The sequence below is a fragment of the Paraburkholderia bonniea genome (assembly GCF_009455625.1).
Classification (GTDB): Bacteria; Pseudomonadota; Gammaproteobacteria; order Burkholderiales; family Burkholderiaceae; genus Paraburkholderia; species Paraburkholderia bonniea.
This window is the reverse complement of record NZ_QPEQ01000001.1, coordinates 2,578,266-2,595,234: the sequence shown is the minus strand read 5'-3', so window position 1 is coordinate 2,595,234 and position 16,969 is coordinate 2,578,266. Positions and strand designations below refer to the sequence as shown.

General features: G+C 52.6%; 14 protein-coding genes. 13 read left to right on the top strand and 1 reads right to left on the bottom strand.

What is annotated here, in order from left to right:
* The first annotated feature begins 71 nt into the window (after window positions 1–71).
* From GH656_RS11445 to GH656_RS11380, 13 genes are all read left to right on the top strand, one after another.
* Entirely contained in the window at window positions 72–1,535 is a 1,464-nt protein-coding gene (locus GH656_RS11445; protein ID WP_425495860.1) for a mannitol dehydrogenase family protein, read from the top strand.
* Between the two features lie 127 nt (window positions 1,536–1,662).
* Window positions 1,663–2,976 (top strand): MFS transporter, encoded by a 1,314-nt coding sequence (locus tag GH656_RS11440; protein WP_153076031.1) that lies wholly within the window; start codon window positions 1,663–1,665, stop codon window positions 2,974–2,976.
* Window positions 2,977–3,252: 276 nt separating this feature from the next.
* Entirely contained in the window at window positions 3,253–4,311 is a 1,059-nt protein-coding gene (locus GH656_RS11435) for a hypothetical protein (RefSeq protein ID WP_153076030.1), read from the top strand.
* Window positions 4,312–5,326: 1,015 nt separating this feature from the next.
* Window positions 5,327–5,785 (top strand): hypothetical protein, encoded by a 459-nt coding sequence (locus GH656_RS11425; protein ID WP_153076026.1) that lies wholly within the window; start codon window positions 5,327–5,329, stop codon window positions 5,783–5,785.
* A gap of 95 nt (window positions 5,786–5,880) precedes the next feature.
* On the top strand, window positions 5,881–6,300 hold the full coding sequence (locus tag GH656_RS11420; protein WP_153076025.1) for a hypothetical protein: 420 nt from the start codon (window positions 5,881–5,883) through the stop codon (window positions 6,298–6,300).
* Window positions 6,301–6,639: 339 nt separating this feature from the next.
* The gene (locus tag GH656_RS11415) at window positions 6,640–7,194 is read left to right on the top strand and encodes a hypothetical protein (protein ID WP_153076023.1); all 555 of its coding nucleotides are present in this window, start codon (window positions 6,640–6,642) and stop codon (window positions 7,192–7,194) included.
* Entirely contained in the window at window positions 7,191–8,801 is a 1,611-nt protein-coding gene (locus GH656_RS11410) for a hypothetical protein (protein ID WP_153076021.1), read from the top strand. Before GH656_RS11415 ends, GH656_RS11410 begins: the two co-directional genes overlap by 4 nt.
* Window positions 8,802–9,316: 515 nt before the next feature.
* Complete coding sequence (locus tag GH656_RS11405) at window positions 9,317–9,880, top strand: hypothetical protein (protein WP_153076020.1); 564 nt, start codon at window positions 9,317–9,319, stop codon at window positions 9,878–9,880.
* Window positions 9,858–10,043: a hypothetical protein gene (locus tag GH656_RS11400; protein WP_153076018.1), complete on the top strand. Its 186-nt coding sequence runs from the start codon at window positions 9,858–9,860 to the stop codon at window positions 10,041–10,043. Before GH656_RS11405 ends, GH656_RS11400 begins: the two co-directional genes overlap by 23 nt.
* 163 nt (window positions 10,044–10,206) lie before the next feature.
* Window positions 10,207–10,743: a hypothetical protein gene (locus tag GH656_RS11395; RefSeq protein WP_153076017.1), complete on the top strand. Its 537-nt coding sequence runs from the start codon at window positions 10,207–10,209 to the stop codon at window positions 10,741–10,743.
* Window positions 10,744–10,808: 65 nt separating this feature from the next.
* A complete protein-coding gene (locus tag GH656_RS11390; RefSeq protein WP_153076015.1) occupies window positions 10,809–11,021 on the top strand; it encodes a hypothetical protein in 213 nt (70 codons plus the stop codon).
* Between the two features lie 45 nt (window positions 11,022–11,066).
* Window positions 11,067–11,375 (top strand): hypothetical protein, encoded by a 309-nt coding sequence (locus GH656_RS11385; RefSeq protein ID WP_153076014.1) that lies wholly within the window; start codon window positions 11,067–11,069, stop codon window positions 11,373–11,375.
* Window positions 11,376–11,451: 76 nt separating this feature from the next.
* Window positions 11,452–15,111: a calcium-binding protein gene (locus GH656_RS11380; RefSeq protein WP_174769746.1), complete on the top strand. Its 3,660-nt coding sequence runs from the start codon at window positions 11,452–11,454 to the stop codon at window positions 15,109–15,111.
* Window positions 15,112–15,344: 233 nt separating this feature from the next.
* Here the strand turns inward: GH656_RS11380 and GH656_RS11375 are convergent, their stop codons facing one another.
* The gene (locus GH656_RS11375; protein WP_153076010.1) at window positions 15,345–16,799 is read right to left on the bottom strand and encodes an NYN domain-containing protein; all 1,455 of its coding nucleotides are present in this window, start codon (window positions 16,797–16,799) and stop codon (window positions 15,345–15,347) included.
* Between the last annotated feature and the right edge of the window lie 170 nt (window positions 16,800–16,969).

The following is a 16,969-nucleotide window of genomic DNA, read 5'->3' as shown; positions in this document are numbered from 1 at the left end:
GACTATTAGATTTTATTCTTGCGCCCACGTCGCTGTCCGGCGACGGTCTTCCACTGGGTTGGTTAATTGCCGTGACGTTTCTGAATTACCTGAGCTGCGAGCTTCTTTCGGACGCTGTGAGCCGTCCATCCTACGACCGGAAGCGCGTGCGCCCGGGCATCGTTCACCTTGGCCTTGGCGCATTTCATCGCGCCCATCAGGCGCTCTATACCGAAGCATTACTGGCGCGCGGCGACCCTCGCTGGGGCATCGTCGGAGTGCATCTGCGCGAACCGCGAATGGCAGGGGTTCTAGCCAGACAAGATTATTTGTATTCCGTCACCGAGCGCACCGGCGAGACCGCGACGACCCGTGTCGTCGGGGCGCTGTGTGGCGCACTACATGCGCCCACAGCCCTGCCCAGGGTGCTCAGCCTGCTAGCCGAGCCGACGGTTTCAATCATTAGTACGACTGTGACCGAGAAAGGCTACAGCCTGAATCCCGCCACTGGCGATCTGGATCAGAACGATCCCGATCTGGCCCATGACCTCGAACATCCAGAGATGCCGCGCAGCACGCTCGGCGTGCTGGCAGCCGGGATTCGCCAGCGGCCGGCTACGGCACCGCTGTCGGTCGTGTGCTGCGACAACATGACAGCTAATGGCAGCACGTTACGCAAACTGCTGTTTCAGTACGCCTCGTTGTTTGATCGCGCACTTGCGCAACGTATTCACGACGACATCGCTTTTCCAGACTGCATGGTGGATCGCATCGTGCCAGCGGCGACCCCCGCCACCCTCGCTGAGGCTGAAGCCCGGCTGGGCGTGCGGGATGAGGCCGCCATTGTCTGCGAGCCCTTCACACAATGGGTGATCGAAGACCGCTTTAGCGGCCCACGTCCGGCATGGGAAGAGGCCGGTGCGCTGCTTACCCGGGACGTCGCGTTGTATCAGTCGATGAAATTACGGCTACTCAATGGCACGCATTCGGCCCTGGCTTATCTCGGCCAGTTGCGTAACCGTGCGACGGTCGCGGAGGCGATGACGGACCCATTACTCGCGGCTTTCGTCACACGTCTGATGTGCGTGGATCTGCTTGCTACTGTGACCGTGCCAGACGGATTTGACGTGCAGGCGTACTGCCGCGATCTGCTGCAACGCTTTACCAATCCAACGCTCGCGCATCAGACCCAGCAGATTGCGATGGATGGCACCCAGAAAGTGCCGGTGCGCTGGCTACCCGCGCTACGCGAAAGCCAGGCGCTAGGGCTTGAGCGGCCCGCGCTCGAACGGGCGCTCGCAGCGTGGCTGCATTACCTGTACTGCGGCCGCAACGAGGCAGGCACGCCGCTGGTGATGAGTGATCCCGGCGCGGCGTCACTCATCACCCGGTTGCAGGCGAGCGCGAATGCGAGTGCGCTCGCGCAAGCCGCGTTCGAGCACACCAGCGTGTTCGGCACAGCACCATGGCCGCAGGCGCTGATCGTGCGCATTGCGCGGTACCTGACCCAGTTGCGCGAGGGCGGCACGGATGCATTGCTGGCCAGTGCCGGTTAGCGGCCCTGCGTGAGCCTCAATGCCGATGCCGGGAAGGCCAGACAACGTCGTCATTCCCGCCTGAAGCAGCAAAAGCAGAAAGAAAAACAGTAAGCCGGTTTATCAAATATTCAGGAGAAGAAAGTAAATGAAGCAACGCACAATGACCTGGGTCACGATTTTTTTATTGTTTATGGTCTACATGATTAATTATCTGGACCGTGTCGCGCTATCAGTCACCGCGCCCATGGTGCAGCAAGACCTCGGTCTCGACGCCACCCAGATGGGCGTGATTTTTAGCGGGTTCTTCCTCGGCTACACCGTCTTTAATTTTCTTGGCGGACTCGCCAGCGACAAGCTTGGCCCCAAGCTCGTGTTTATTCTCGCGGTGACGTTCTGGTCACTGTTTTGCGGCCTCACGGCGCTGGCCACCGGGTTTGTCAGCATGCTGGTGCTGCGGGTGCTGTTCGGCATGGCGGAAGGACCGTTGTGCTCGGCCGCCAACAAGATGGTGAATAACTGGCTGCCACACCGGCGAGCCGCCTCGGCGATGGGACTGCTCAGCGCGGGCTCGCCGCTGGGTGGCGCAATGGCCGGCCCGGTTGTAGGTTTGCTGGCACTCAGTTTCGGCTGGCGTTTGACGTTCTGGATTGTTTGCGCCATCGGCCTCGTGTGGGTTGTGGTCTGGATGCTGACGACTACCGACAAGCCCGAACAGAATCGTCACATCACCCGCACGACGGCGGATGGCCTGACTGATGAGACAACAGCAAAGTCCAGCGAGGCGAGCCGCACCGAAATCCCCGCTGTGGCTAAAGGCTCGCCCGAACGGCTGCTGCATTACCTGAAACAACCGCTGGTGCTTGCCACCGCGTTTGCATTCTTTGGCTACAACTACGTGCTGTTCTTTTTCCTGAGCTGGTTTCCGAGTTATCTGATGCAGGCCCATCACCTGAATCTCAAGGAGATGAGCTTGGCCACCGTGATTCCGTGGTCAATCGGCACGGTGGGACTCGCCTTAGGCGGATTGATTTCCGACGCGATTTACAAATGGACAGGTTATCTGCTGTTCTCTCGCAAGGTGGTGCTGGCGAGCTGCCTGTTTGGCACCGGCGTGTGTGTTGCCGCGGCCGGAACGGTGCAGGGCGCGGGTGGCGCGATTGGGCTGATGTCAGTGGCGCTGTTTTTGCTGTATGTGACCGGCGCGATTTACTGGGCCATCGTGCAAGACGTCGTGCATCCCGACAAGGTGGGCAGCGTCAGTGGATGCATTCATTGCGTAGGCAGTTTGTCCGGCGTAGTGGGCCCTGCATTGACAGGTTTTCTCGTGACCCGCACAGGTTCATTTACCGTGGCTTTTATTCTGGCGGGTGGGGTGGCGCTGGTGGGTGCGTTGCTATCCGGGCTGCTGATTCGTGATTCGCGCGTGCCGCCTGATGATGCCGTGCCTGCGACGGTTTGAGTGAGCGTGGTTTGGGTAAGCGGGGGAGCGGGTGTTGGGGCTTGGGTTTGCTTCGCGGCGTCTGGCCGTCTGGTATTGCCCTGACGACTGGATTGGACGTGTCTCTCGCGGGTGTCCCGCTTGCCATAGTGGTAGTAATGAATGGCGCAGTAGGCGCTATTAGTGATCCGGCATTAAGCGCCTAGCCTGGCCGGCCGATTTGGAATGCGTTGGCTGGCCCGGGCCGGGCCAAAACATCATCGATTTTTCTAAATTGTCTCTTCGGTTTGGGATTGATTGATCGTCTTGATTTTTGATCTGGTTCTTGATCTTAATGGCGACGGTATTCACAGCAGTGGCGTCGCTCTGTCCCGGGTTCATTTCGACTTCGCAGGCGAAGGCAGCCGCACGCACACCGGCTGGATCACCACCGGCGATGGTTTTCTCGTCCTCGTCCTTGACCGCAACAACAACGGTGCCATCGACACCGGCGCGGAACTCTTCAGCAACTTCACCAAACTCGCCAACGGCATGCTCGCCGCCAACGGTTTCGACGCGCTACGCGAATACGACAGCAATAAAGACGGCGTGATCCAGCAGGGCGAACTGCTGACACTAGACCAGTCAGGCATCGTCGAAATCCGCTTAAGCAAGGACGGCACCATCCGCACGCTGGAAAACGGCAACATGGTGCGCGGCAAAGGCAGCTTCATACAGATCGTGGATGGCAAACATACCGGACGAGAAATGCTCGAAGTATGGTCTGGCCAGGACACGCTGCATCAAAAGTTCGACACGGCGATTGCGTTACGCGACGACGTGACTGCGTTACCAGACATCAACGGGGCGGGCAATGTGCGCGACCTGTGGCAGGCGGCGAGTATGGAGACGGCTGAGGGCGCGGCACTGCGCACGCTGCTCCGGCAGGTGGCGACAGCGACCACAAGAACTCAACTGGTGACCCAGGTTGAAGCATTACTGAACGCATGGACCGCGACTTCGGCCATGACCACCACGCAGACATTAATAATGGCGGGCACCCGCCGGATAGAAGGCGATCCTGCTGCGCCGGGATGGGCGAGCCGTCTGGCCGTTATGGAAAAGATGGGCGGCACGATGCTGGGCGCACGTGGCGATGGTGTTGTGGCGCTTATCAATGAACGTTTCTGGATGGTGCAGCGGGCATGGGCAACCTTGACCCGGTCGGTGTATGTGGCGCTGGCATCGCAGACCACGTGGAAACCGTATCTGGACACGATCCGCTACCGGTTTGACACGTTCTACAAAGTTGTCGAGCAGTTCAAGTTCGCCAACGGCACGGCCTGGAAAAAGTCGACGCTATCAATCAATTGGTAACTGTTTCTGGATGTGAGCGGTAAGAGGTTAGGCGATGCCACGATTTTTTTTGGGGCTGGAGGCGAAGAGTTATTCTTGGTTCTGTGACAAATGGATATTTGGTGCATCGTATGGCATATAAAGGTTCTAATTATATTTATGCGGGAATTCATATGTTTGCCAATATTGAGATGTATTTAATGAATTAAATCATGGGTTGGCGAGGCTGGAAAATATTATAAAAAATGGACAATGTGAAAATGTGTCAAATTTCAAGCGATCTATTGAAAAATAAATCTTCTGTGTAATAATGTGGAATCAGATTGAATCAATTTTGTAATGATTGGTCTCGCTGCGCGTGAGGGCTTTTGCACGCATTAAATAAATGTGCTATCGGATGATAGGGTTATTTTCCGGGTAGCCTGATTTTTGGTGATTGAAAAGTCATCTTGTTGGGGTGGTATTTTCATGTTCTGGTGAGGTGTTATGTGAAATTCAGTGAGTTAATGAAAATAAGGGAGAAGCCCCTCGAATTTTATCGGGTAACTTTTTTGAGGATAATCTGGTTTTCGATATTTTTAATTGCTATTCTGGCAATGTTTTCTCCTGATGAAATTCCTGATGGCAATTTGGCGTATGGATTGTCGAAAATGGGATTAGTGCTTCCTAGAATTGAAGAATATTCAAGGCGGACGTCGTTTCCATTTGCGTTGCTTGTTAGCTACGGCAGTGCATTCTGGCTTGGGTGGGGAGGAGGTTTTTTCATTTATTTGATCAGTACAATTAATCCGTGGATGAAAAAAAGAACGAGTCTTTTCACTCCCAAGGCGATGCGGTCTAGCATTGTTGTGTCAATTATATTGATCGGATTTATTTTGGGAAGAGATGGTGAAGACGAGCCAATTTACTGGTTGTTTAGGTTGATGACAGAGTCGAGGGTTTGTTTGGCGATGATATCAGGGAGCATGCTTTTTCTTAACTTCCTGACATCTGTTATGTTTTTTTATTCAATCGAATACTATGTAAGGAGATACATATGGCAACGATGACAGATGAGGCGCTTTTGACGGGGGATACGCATAATCGCGCTCCAGTTCTGGTTTCTGATAGTGATATTAGGGCGGCTATTGAATTTCTGCGGAATGATACCGTGGGTACGATATGGGACTCTGTTAGTAGCGGGGCGGATGAAGTTCTATTGCGGGTGACTCGGGGGGAGATAGTCGCAAAAATGGAATATGACGCTCTTGGACAAAAAATGGCATCTGCCATGGAGAAATATCAGCAGAGGATTGTTGTAATAGCGAATCAGGCCAAATCGGAGAAGGTCCGGACAATACTCCGGTATACAGCGGAATCAATGCGTGGAGGAATGGCGAGACTGAATAGTGGAGGTAGCGGAGCGTATGCGAAGTATGCTGAATCGGTGATTTCGCTGACACGTGCAGCTGCGGCCCGTGCGGCATTAGGTCGAGCGAGTCAGTTGGTCAACTAGTTGAGCAGGGCGAACTGCTGGCACTAGACCAGCCAGGCATCGTCGAAATCCGCTTAAGCAAGGACGGCACCATCCGCACGCTGGAAAACGGCAACATGGTGCGCGGCAAAGGCAGCTTCGTACAGATCGTGGATGGCAAACATACCGGACGAGAAATGCTCGAAGTATGGTTTGGCCAGGACACGTTGCATCAAAAATTCGACACGGCGATTGCGTTACGCGGCGACGTGACTGCGTTACCAGACATCAACGGGGCGGGCAATGTGCGCGACCTGTGGCAGGCGGCGAGTATGGAGACGGCTGAGAGTTCTGGATGCCGGTTAGTACCGGCTGCAGACCGAAGCCGCTTCATCCGATTGAGCAAGCCGTTTGACGGGGTGAGAAACAAGCAGCGCACGATGCGCGGTGGATGTCTCGACGGACTGCCCGGGCAAGACATAAGCTGGAATCAAACTCTGCCTGTTTTGCTAAAAGCGATAGTTGTTGCGCCAGAGGTTTGTATGCAAAATGCATAATTCAAATGTTATTACGCCGATAAGATAATTCTTATGCTTAAAATATTGAGATGTATTTTTTAAATAAAATCATAGAGATAAAGATATCAGACGATTTTTGAAAAATTCGCTAATTGTAAAATTGTGTCAATAACGAATTTAATTGTTTGGATGGTGAATTTTTCGTGTAAGAATTACGATTCTTGAGGGGCGAGGAGAGTAGGCGGGGATCGAGATTTATTGCTCACCAAAAAGCACAATTTGTGCCGGCTATAAGATTTGTTGTGGCTAAAGGAAAAATATTCCTCCTGGAGATTTTTGGGAGATGTGGAGAAATTTTGCGCTGTATTTGGAGGAGAGGTGGATCAAAATAAAATAGATAGTTTTATAAAGCCGATTTTTCGTGTTGAATATGTTAGAAAAATTTTTTACACAATATCGGCAGTGCTATTTCTTGTTGCCATTTTATTTCCTGCTGAAATAAGTTCTGACCATGGCACTGCAAACAAAATGTGCCAATTTTTTAGGTTCGTTCCAATTGTTCGGGCATTTGGCGCGCTGAGTGATTACCCTTGTACTGTGGCAGTGGCTTATGGTCCAGCCATATGTTTGGGATTTTTTGGTGGAATATTTTTATGCTTTTGTAAATTCAAAGAACCCATTGATATCAGTTTTATATCTGAATGGGGGAAAATGCAAAAAATTTCCACCGTAATATTTCTGTGTGCTTTTGTTGCTGGATCCTGGCTTGTTTCTCAGCCGCCATCTTCACCTAGGACTATGGGCATATTCATATCGAATAGGTTGGGTATCGCGGTAGGTGCTTCAGGCTATTTTGGTGCGACCATGGTAGTTTGGGCGGTGCTTATTTGTATAGGGAAATTCTACTTTTTTAATTCAGGAGATAAAAAGTGACAGCTTTAACGCAAGAAAAACTTAATTCAATTGTGGATGCTGTGGCGAATAATTCCACGGAAATTCTGGGTATTTCTGCAGGAATGGCATCAGGTGCGTTGGAATGGGCATCTAAAAATAAAACAGCATCCGCAAAAGAGTATGAAATGTTCGGCCGTGCTATGGCTGACCAGGCTAGTAGCCTGGCATATGAACTAATGAATTTAGGTAATGGAGGAGGGACACCAAATCAGCGAATTTTTTTTAAGGAGGCTAGTCAAGCTATGGCCTCTGATATGGAGAGGTTGAGGGCTGGTGGTGCGCAAGCATATGCTCGTTATGGAGAAAATATTGCAGCGGCGGCACGTGCTTCAAAGTTTGCAAAAGGCTTTGGTATCGCTGGAGCGTTCATAGATGGAGGAACGCTGGCGGCAGCGACTCGGAAGGCGGAGCAGACGGGTAACTGGGTTCCCGTTGCTGGAGCAATAGGTGGCATGCTCAGTGCTGCGGCGGTTGGCAGCCAAATTGTTAGTAAGATGGGAGCCCCTGCGGTAGCTTTGACCTTGATTAGGGTGCTTCATCCGATAGGTGCCGTTGTGGTTATAGGGTTGCTGCTGGCAGCTAGTGGATTTTTGGCCAGTAAAGCCGGTGAACTAGCAGGAATAATCGTCGGCAACCTTCTTCTCGGGCAAGATCCTCGACCCGACATGACGGCCTTTTTCATAGAATTGGGCCGGACAATCGGCATGATCGACCCCCTAATCCTCGATCTAAACGGCGACGGCATCCACACCACCGGCGTCGACCAGTCCAGCGCCCATTTCGATTTCTCAGGCGAAGGCAGCCGCACCCACACCGGCTGGATCACCACCGGCGACGGTTTTCTCGTCCTCGACCGCAACAACAACGGTGCCATCGACACCGGCGCGGAACTCTTCAGCAACTTCACCAAACTCGCCAACGGCATGCTCGCCGCCAACGGTTTCGACGCGCTACGCGAATACGACAGCAATAAAGACGGCGTGATCGACCGCCACGATGCGATCTGGTCTTCGCTAAAAATCTGGCACGACGGCAACAGCGACGGCATGACCCAGCAGGGCGAACTGCTGACACTAGACCAGTCAGGCATCGTCGAAATCCGCTTAAGCAAGGACGGCACCATCCGCACGCTGGAAAACGGCAACATGGTGCGCGGCAAAGGCAGCTTCGTACAGATCGTAGATGGCAAACATACCGAACGAGAAATGCTCGAAGTATGGTTTGGCCAGGACACGCTGCATCAAAAATTCGACACGGCGATTGCGTTACGCGACGACGTGACTGCGTTACCAGACATCAACGGGGCGGGCAATGTGCGCGACCTGTGGCAGGCGGCGAGTATGGAGACGGCTGAGGGTTCTGGATGCCGGTTAGTACCGGCTGCAGACCGAAGCCGCTTCATCCGATTGAGCAAGCCGTTTGACGGGGTGAGAAACAAGCAGCGCGATGCGCGGCGGATGTCTCGACGGACTGCCCGGGCAAGACATAACCTGGAATCAAACTTTGCCTGTTTTGCTAAAAGCGATAGTCGTTGCGCCAGAGGTTTGTATGCAAAATGCATAATTCAAATGTTATTACGCCGATAAGATAATTCTTATGCTTAAAATATTGAGATGCATTTTTTAAATAAAATCATAGAGATAAAGATATCAGACGATTTTTGAAAAATTCGCCAATTGTAAAATTGCGTCAATAACGGATTTAATTGTTTGGATGGTGAATTTTTCGTGTAAGAATTACGATTCTTGAAGAGGCGGAGGGAGTGAGCGGAAGTGGAGATTTACTGTTTCTTGAGAAGCTTCATTTGTGCCATATGAGATTCATTGCATGTCGAAGTGATGGATGTTTTTTATCGGCAGGCATTGGGGTTAACGAAAGGGTATTGATTGACCATGTTTGAGCGTTGTATGTTCAAGAGCACCAGCTTGTCTAAAAATGAGTGAGCCATAGATGAGTTAATTCTTTCTATGATGCGTGAGTGAAGTTTTTAAAAGTCGAAGATGGTTGATATTTAATAGATATATTGGCCATTGCTTATAGATCTACCGGGTTGATCTGCTGCATTGCGCATCGCCGGGATGGTAGCCGTGAGATTGATTTTATGTCGTTTCTTCCTGAAGTAAAGAAAAAGCCGCGCTATTTAAATGCCCATATTGATGAATCGGTTTTTTGGGTGCCATTTTCATTCATAATTTTGTCCTGCCTGTTTTTACAGAATAGTCTTTCTGAGAATGACGCGGTGGGGTTTGTTTTGAAAATTTGCAGGGCGCTTCCGTTATTGAATCAGTACGCTTCCCGGACTGAGTTCCCAGTTGCGTTTTTGATTGGTTATGGTTCTGCATTTTACCTTGGGTGGATAGGATCGATTTACCTGTATCTGCGGAATATTTTTAATAAGAAAGTACGGGTGGAGATAGATAAATATGATCGCAAGGAGCGAAGGATGTATTTGATAATGTTTTTTGTGATTTTGGCGCTGGCCATTTGGCCGGATTCAAATTATGGAAGCTCATCAGGGGTTGGTCGAAGTATCGTGCGGAATAGAGCTATTTTGGCGATATTTTCGGGTGGAGTTTATTTTATCAACCTGATGTCCACTACATTGGCAATTTTCATTTTCGAATACTACATCAGGAGGTGTTATGGAAAAATACTTAACAGATGAAGAGTTGATTACGGGATCTGCGAATGAAAAAGGAGATGCTGGGGCAACAAATAGCGATGTCAGGGCTGTAATCGAGTTTGTTCAGGAAAATATAGCGGATATCTGGACCTTTGGTGCTGGGGGAATTGAGGGGTCTGACCAGATTGTGGCTGAGCAGCAGTAGCACCGAACTGTTGCATGGTGGTCCGGATAAATGCACGTGTTTTTCGGTAGAAATTCAGAGAGAGGCATGATTGCCGATGCGATGAATTGCTCTGATGAAGACTGCTATGCATTGATTTATGATGCAAATGCTCCGTCAAAAATGATTTGCTTGTGGAGAAAATATGCCTGTAGGTAGATTGATTAGCATCATTTTTACAGTGTGTTTGTTTCTGTTCATAGTTTGTGATCCGGTAGAAGTGTTGTTTTATACCGCTCCAAAAAAATCTGATTTAATATATTCTTCTGGGGTGGTTAATCTAGACCGCGCGTATAAGGGAGGGGTAATAGTAAAATTAAAAACAAAAAATGGAAAAATGATTTTTGTTTGCAGAAGTGCATCCATGAATATTCTGCAGTCTGTTATGTGTCCATTTTCAAATGAAGAAATAGATCTTCTTGATAAAAAACACGTCACTGTTGGATGGTATAAGCAAAATAAATGGCCGTTAACTTCTTCAGAGTTGCAGGTTTTTGTGCTTTTGTTAAATGATAGAAATATTTTTTCTTACGAAAAAATGGTTGATTTTTATAATAAAAAAAATAAAGAAGTGAGCTTTGGATTTGTAACGATATTCATTGGGCTATTTGCTGTTGCGTGGATGGCAAAGAGTATTTTTGAGCAATGCAAGGTTGATGTAAAAAATGCGGAGAATAAGTAATGTAAAATTTAGGTGTTGAGTATCTTCAAATAGGGCTTGCGCAATTTTCAAATGGTGCAAATGCTGTGCAAGTTGGTAAAAACATAGGAAACATGACAGAAAAAGATCCGGATCGGTCGGCTGCAGTTATTTCTATATTGCAAGCGGCCGATAGTTTTTTGGGGTCAATTGGAAGAATGGCCCCTTTTTTGGTGGCAAAAACTGCACAAGGGAGCATTCCGCTTGCAGGAACTCTTTTATCCGTTGCTTCTTTGTCAAATAACTTGCTTGAAATTTAAAAGCAGTTGCCCTCTGGGAAAATAAATAAAAGCAATATTTACGGTGTGGTTAGCGATCTTTATTCGATTGCAGGTAGCTTAACCATGGGTCTTGCTGCAATAGCTATGGGCAGCTCTGGTGCAATTGCATTAGGTGCGGTTTTAGGTGGAATATTGGTTGTCGGTAGCATTGGGTTTGCTGTTGCATCAGTAATGGCGGGACGTGGCACAGTGAATATTCCGCCACCAATCATGGCTGTATTAGAAGCAACCGATTCATTGGTGAGTAAACTTGGCAATTCGTTGGGCGAAGTCATCGCGGAAATCGGCGAAATTTTGGACAACGTGCTTCATCATGGGGAAAGATCTGTCTGATTTGATATATGGCTGGATTGTAAAAAAAGTAAGCGACATCAGCGCCTTCTTCAGCTCATTCTCCCAGTCGCGCGACATGATCGCCCCCCTAATCCTCGATCTAAACGGCGACGGCATCCACACCACCGGCGTCGACCAGTCCAGCGCCCATTTCGACTTCGCAGGCGAGGGCAGCCGCACCCACACCGGCTGGATCACCACCGGCGACGGTTTTCTCGTCCTTGACCGCAACAACAACGGCGCCATCGACACCGGCGCGGAACTCTTCAGCAACTTCACCAAACTCGCCAACGGCATGCTCGCCGCCAACGGTTTCGACGCGCTACGCGAATACGACAGCAATAAAGACGGCGTGATCGACCGCCACGATGCGATCTGGTCTTCACTAAAAATCTGGCACGACGGCAACAGCGACGGCATGACCCAGCAGGGCGAACTGCTGACACTAGACCAGTCAGGCATCGTCGAAATCCGCTTAAGCAAGGACGGCACCATCCGCACGCTGGAAAACGGCAACATGGTGCGCGGCAAAGGCAGCTTCATACAGATCGTAGATGGCAAACATACCGAACGAGAAATGCTCGAAGTATGGTTTGGCCAGGACACGCTGCATCAAAAATTCGACACGACGATTGCGTTACGCGACGACGTGACTGCGTTACCAGACATTAACGGGGCGGGCAATGTGCGCGACCTGTGGCAGGCGGCGAGTATGGAGACGGCTGAGGGCGCAGCACTGCGCACGCTGCTCCGCCAGGTGGCCGCAGTAAAAACCACGACTGAACAGCATGCGCTGATCGAGTCGCTATTGAAGGCATGGGTGGCGACGTCAAGCATGACGACCACGCAAGCGATGGAAGCTGCTGGCCAGCGCCGGCTGGTGGGTGAAAACGCTACGCGAGAATGGGCAGGCCGTCTGACGGTGCTGGAAAAGATGGCGGGCACGATGCTGGACGCGCGCCATGGTGGTGGCGTGGTACTGAGCATCGAGCGTTTCCGGCAGATCCAGCGGGCATGGGAAACGCTGGTGCACTCGGTGTACGTGGCAGTGGCATCGCAGACCACGTGGAAGCCGTATCTGGATGCGATCCGTTACCGGTTTGACGCAAACGGCCGGGTCAGCATGGATTTCAGCGGGATGGTGGCGTTGTTGCAGACAGCATCCGGGCGCGTCGGGACGATAGAAACGGCGCTGCTGATGACCGAATTGATCCGGCAGCACGGTGAGGGCTGGCGGGCGAACGGTTTCGCGCTGGAAGCGCATTTACAGCGCTACGTCGCCGCGCATGATTCGGCGGCGCTGCGTGCCGCGTTGGCGGCGGTGGGTGTGCATTACGGCGCGGGCGACGTCGAGGGTGGGGCTGGCGCGGATCTTCTGCTGGGCATCGCAGGCAGCACCCGATTGACGGGTGGCGCGGGTGATGACTTGTTGCTGGGCACTAGCGGCGATGAAAAGCTGAACGGCGGAGCGGGCAGCGATCAGTATTTCTTTGGCCGCAACTCGGGCAACGACACGATCAATGATGAACATGACCTCTATGAAGACGACGTCGATGTACTGAACTTCGATGCGGATGTGCTTCCTGAAGACGTGATGGTGAAGCGGGATGGTTACAGTAACGATCTGCTGGTAACGATCAGGGGTGCGACGAATGTGCTGCGTATCAAGGATCAGCTGTACCAGTCTGGCGAGAAATTCATCAAAGCCATTGAGCAATTCAAGTTTGCTAATGGCACGATCTGGAGCAAGGATGAAGTCGCGCTGATGACGCTAAAAAGCACCTCAGGCAATGATGTGATTTATGGCTTCAACGGCAACGATCTGATGGATGGCGGTGCAGGCGATGACCGTCTCTATGGCGGCAACGGCAGCGACACTTACCTGTTCGGCCGTAACTCGGGCAACGACACCCTCTTTGAAGACTACGATTTCAGCGACAGGGACAAAGACGTTGTTCAATTCGATGCAGATGTTCTGCCCGAGGACGTGACGGTAAAGCGGGATGGCAGCACTGACGATCTGCTGATAACGATCAGGGGTTCGGCAAACGTGTTGCGTATCAGCGAGCAGTTACGGCAGCTTGGTCAGACGTTCTACAAAGCCATCGAGCAATTCAAGTTCGCCAACGGCACGATCTGGAGCAAGGACGAAATCGCGCTGATGACGCTACAAGGCACCTCAGGTGACGACCTTCTCATAGGCTTCAACGGCGACGATCTAATGGACGGAGGCGCAGGCAACGACCGTCTCTATGGCGGCAACGGCAGCGACACCTACCTGTTCGGCCGTAACTCGGGCAACGACGTCATTGGCGAAGAATATGACTTCGACAAACGCTACAACGACGTCGTTCAGTTCGACACTGACGTCCTGCCAGAAGACGTGATGGTGAAGCGCGACGGCGAGAGCAACGACCTGCTGGTAACGATCAAAGGCGCAACAAACGTGCTGCGCATCAAGGACCAGTTACAGCAACACCGCGAGGAGTTCATCAAAGCCATTGAGCAATTCAAGTTCGCCAACGGCACAACCTGGAGCAAGGACGAAGTCGCGTTGATGACGCTACAAGGCACCCCAGGTGACGACCTTCTCATAGGCTTCAACGGCGACGATCTGATGGATGGCGGTGCAGGCAACGATCGTCTCTATGGCGGCAACGGCAGCGACACCTACCTGTTCGGCCGCAACTCGGGCAACGACGTCATTGGCGAAGAATACGACTTCGACAAACGCTACAACGACGTCGTGCAGTTCGACACTGACGTCCTGCCAGAAGACGTGATGGTGAAGCGCGACGGTGAAAGCAAGGACCTGCTGATAACGATCAAAGGCGCAACAAACGTGCTGCGCATCAAGGACCAGTTAAATCAACACCACGAGGAGTTCATCAAAGCCATCGAACAATTCAAGTTCGCCAACGGCACAACCTGGAGCAAGAACGAAGTCGCGTTAATGACGCTAAAAAGCACCCCAGGTGACGACCTTCTAATCGGCTTCAACGGCGACGACATCCTCGACGGTGGCTCCGGCACCAACACCCTCGCAGGCGGCGCAGGCAACGACACCTACCTCCACGGCCGCCGTTCAGGCCATAACACGATTGAAGAAGGCTACGACTTCGACAAGCGCTACATCGACGTGGTGCGCTTCGACGCCGACATCCGTCCGCAGGACCTCACCGTCAGCCGCGAGCTGTACACCAGCAACATCGTGATCAAGATTGACGGCTCGCATACCGAACTCAGAATCATCGACCAGTTGGTCCAGCACAACGACGAGTACGTCAAAGGCATCGAACAGTTCGTCTTCGCAGACGGCACGATCTGGGACAAACAGACAATCGCCGAGAAATCCGCGCGCACGCCGCAAATCAGAAGCCTGATGGGTTGGGCCGCAGGAGAGAACGCACACCTGCACGATCCGATTGGCCACATGTGGAAGAAGTATTACGCGGCAGGCGGGAAGCGCGCAGGCGAAGAATCGTTTTATGCCGACGGCACTGCACCGCTGCCGTGGAGTTCGCGCAAGTCGTCGGGGATTGCCGAAGCCGCCGCCGACGCCTTACCCAAGTCCCCCGTTCTACCGGCCTACAGCAAAATTGAAAGAGACGCCGAAGCCATGTATCAGGGGCTATTGCGCGCATATGCCACGCCATCGGCTGCCACTACCACCCGCGAACAACCGCGCGAAACAGCGTTCTTCGCACCACCGTTGATCGCATCGAATATCAGCTAACCTGGCGCAGCGTCAAAACTGGCTTGGTGACAGGAGTAAAAAAAGCAAACGCAACTGTCACCAGGCTACTTCAAACATCGACGTCAAACACCCGCACCTGAGTAAACACACAAAAAGTTCGCGGCCGGTTTGACCCAAGACCCAGGACCCAAACCAGAAAAGCTACGCCCACTCACTGCAGAAGAGTGGACGCAGCTCCTGATTTCTCGCTAACCCATCATTAAACGAAGCGCTCATTCGCCGTCAGATGCAGTGGTAGTTACCGCTTTGCGTGGACGGCGGCCACGAGTGGTTTTAGCGGCGGGCTTTTCTGATGGCTCAGTGGCAACGGCCTGGGCCTCACGGGTATCCGGTGCAGCAGATGCAACCGGCGCAGCAGGCACATCATGGCCCGCCGTATCAGGCACTGCCTCAGTCGCTTTTTGTGTCGTTTTGCGTGCCGCAGGTTTGCGGCCACCACGTGCGGTCCGTGGTGCTTTAACCGGTTGTTCCAGCACTTCAGCCGCAACCCCAGCCGCTTCCGTCATGCCAGCACCAGCACCAGCACCAGCACCAGCACCAACGCTAACGGTTGCCCGGAGCGCATGAGCCTCACCCTCGGCTGTCGCACGAACGTCCGGTGTTGCCACGCTTTCCGTGCTCCGCGCTTCATGAGCGGCTTCTATGCCCCCGCTCCGCGCAGATTTCCCGCGTCCGCCACGGCCTTTGCGCCGCGTTTCGTGTTTGCCGCTCACGCCTTGCCCAGACGTTCCAGACGTCCCAGATGTAGCCGCCACTGGATGAGCGGCGACGCTTTCCGTTAGCCCAAGCCCAAGCCCCAACGCCGCGCTGTCTTGTGCCGCGTCGCCGCGTGCCGTGCTGGCGTTGCTGCGATACACGTAGGTACCCGATTTTTCATCCCGGCCGAATTCGAGCAGCCCGCGTGCCTGGGCTTCTTCCAGCAGGTTGCCGAACGCGCGGAAGCCGTAATAGGTTTCGTTGAAATCGGGCTTGCGGCGCTTGATTGCGTTTTTCAGCACTGAGGCCCAGATCTTGCCGCTGTCGCCGCGTTCCGTGGCGAGCGCATCGAAGGTTTGCACCGCCATTTCGATGGCTTTGCTGCGCCGTGTTTCGAGGTCTTCGCGGCGCAGCTTTTCTTCTTCGGGGGGGCGTTTCGCTGAGGGCTGTGTGGGCCGTGTGCTGTCGCGTTTAGTGCTGACGGTGCGCTGGCTTTCGCGCACGAGGTCGTCGTAAAAAATAAATTCGTCGCAGTTGGCAATCAGTAAATCTGAGGTGGATTGCTGTACGCCAACGCCGATCACTTGCTTGGCGTTTTCGCGCAGTTTCGATACGAGCGGGGAAAAGTCTGAGTCGCCACTGATGATGACGAAGGTGTTCACGTGTGACTTGGTGTAGCAGAGGTCCAGCGCATCGACTACCAGGCGGATATCGGCGGAATTTTTGCCGGACTGGCGCACGTGTGGGATTTCAATCAGTTCGAAGTTGGCTTCGTGCATCGTCGCTTTGAAGCTCTTGTAGCGTTCCCAGTCGCAGTAGGCCTTTTTCACGACGATGCTGCCTTTGAGCAGCAAACGCTCAAGCACTAGCTTGATATCGAATTTGTCGTACTTCGCGTCGCGCACGCCGAGTGCGACGTTTTCGAAGTCGCAAAACAGCGCCATGCTGACGGTTTCCGGGGATGACGCCATAAATTTCTCCAGTTCAATCCAGTTCAGTTCGATGAGGTAGCAGCGAGCGGGGTGTGGCGGGGTGCTTGAGCCAGACCGAGCCAGATCAAGCCAGATTGCAGCCGCTCAAGACGGCTGAAGCGCGCCCATGATAGCGATTCGCGCAGTGCGAGGGCTTTTATGCGGCATAC

Excerpts from the sequence above, each read along its gene's own strand:
- GH656_RS11440 (WP_153076031.1), top strand. The coding sequence starts at position 1,663 with ATGAAGCAACGCACAATGACCTGGGTCACGATTTTTTTATTGTTTATG.
- GH656_RS11425 (WP_153076026.1), top strand. The coding sequence starts at position 5,327 with ATGGCAACGATGACAGATGAGGCGCTTTTGACGGGGGATACGCATAAT.
- GH656_RS11420 (WP_153076025.1), top strand. The coding sequence starts at position 5,881 with ATGGTGCGCGGCAAAGGCAGCTTCGTACAGATCGTGGATGGCAAACAT.
- GH656_RS11405 (WP_153076020.1), top strand. The coding sequence starts at position 9,317 with ATGTCGTTTCTTCCTGAAGTAAAGAAAAAGCCGCGCTATTTAAATGCC.
- GH656_RS11400 (WP_153076018.1), top strand. The coding sequence starts at position 9,858 with ATGGAAAAATACTTAACAGATGAAGAGTTGATTACGGGATCTGCGAAT.
- GH656_RS11395 (WP_153076017.1), top strand. The coding sequence starts at position 10,207 with ATGCCTGTAGGTAGATTGATTAGCATCATTTTTACAGTGTGTTTGTTT.
- GH656_RS11380 (WP_174769746.1), top strand. The coding sequence starts at position 11,452 with ATGATCGCCCCCCTAATCCTCGATCTAAACGGCGACGGCATCCACACC.
- GH656_RS11375 (WP_153076010.1), bottom strand. The coding sequence starts at position 16,799 with ATGGCGTCATCCCCGGAAACCGTCAGCATGGCGCTGTTTTGCGACTTC.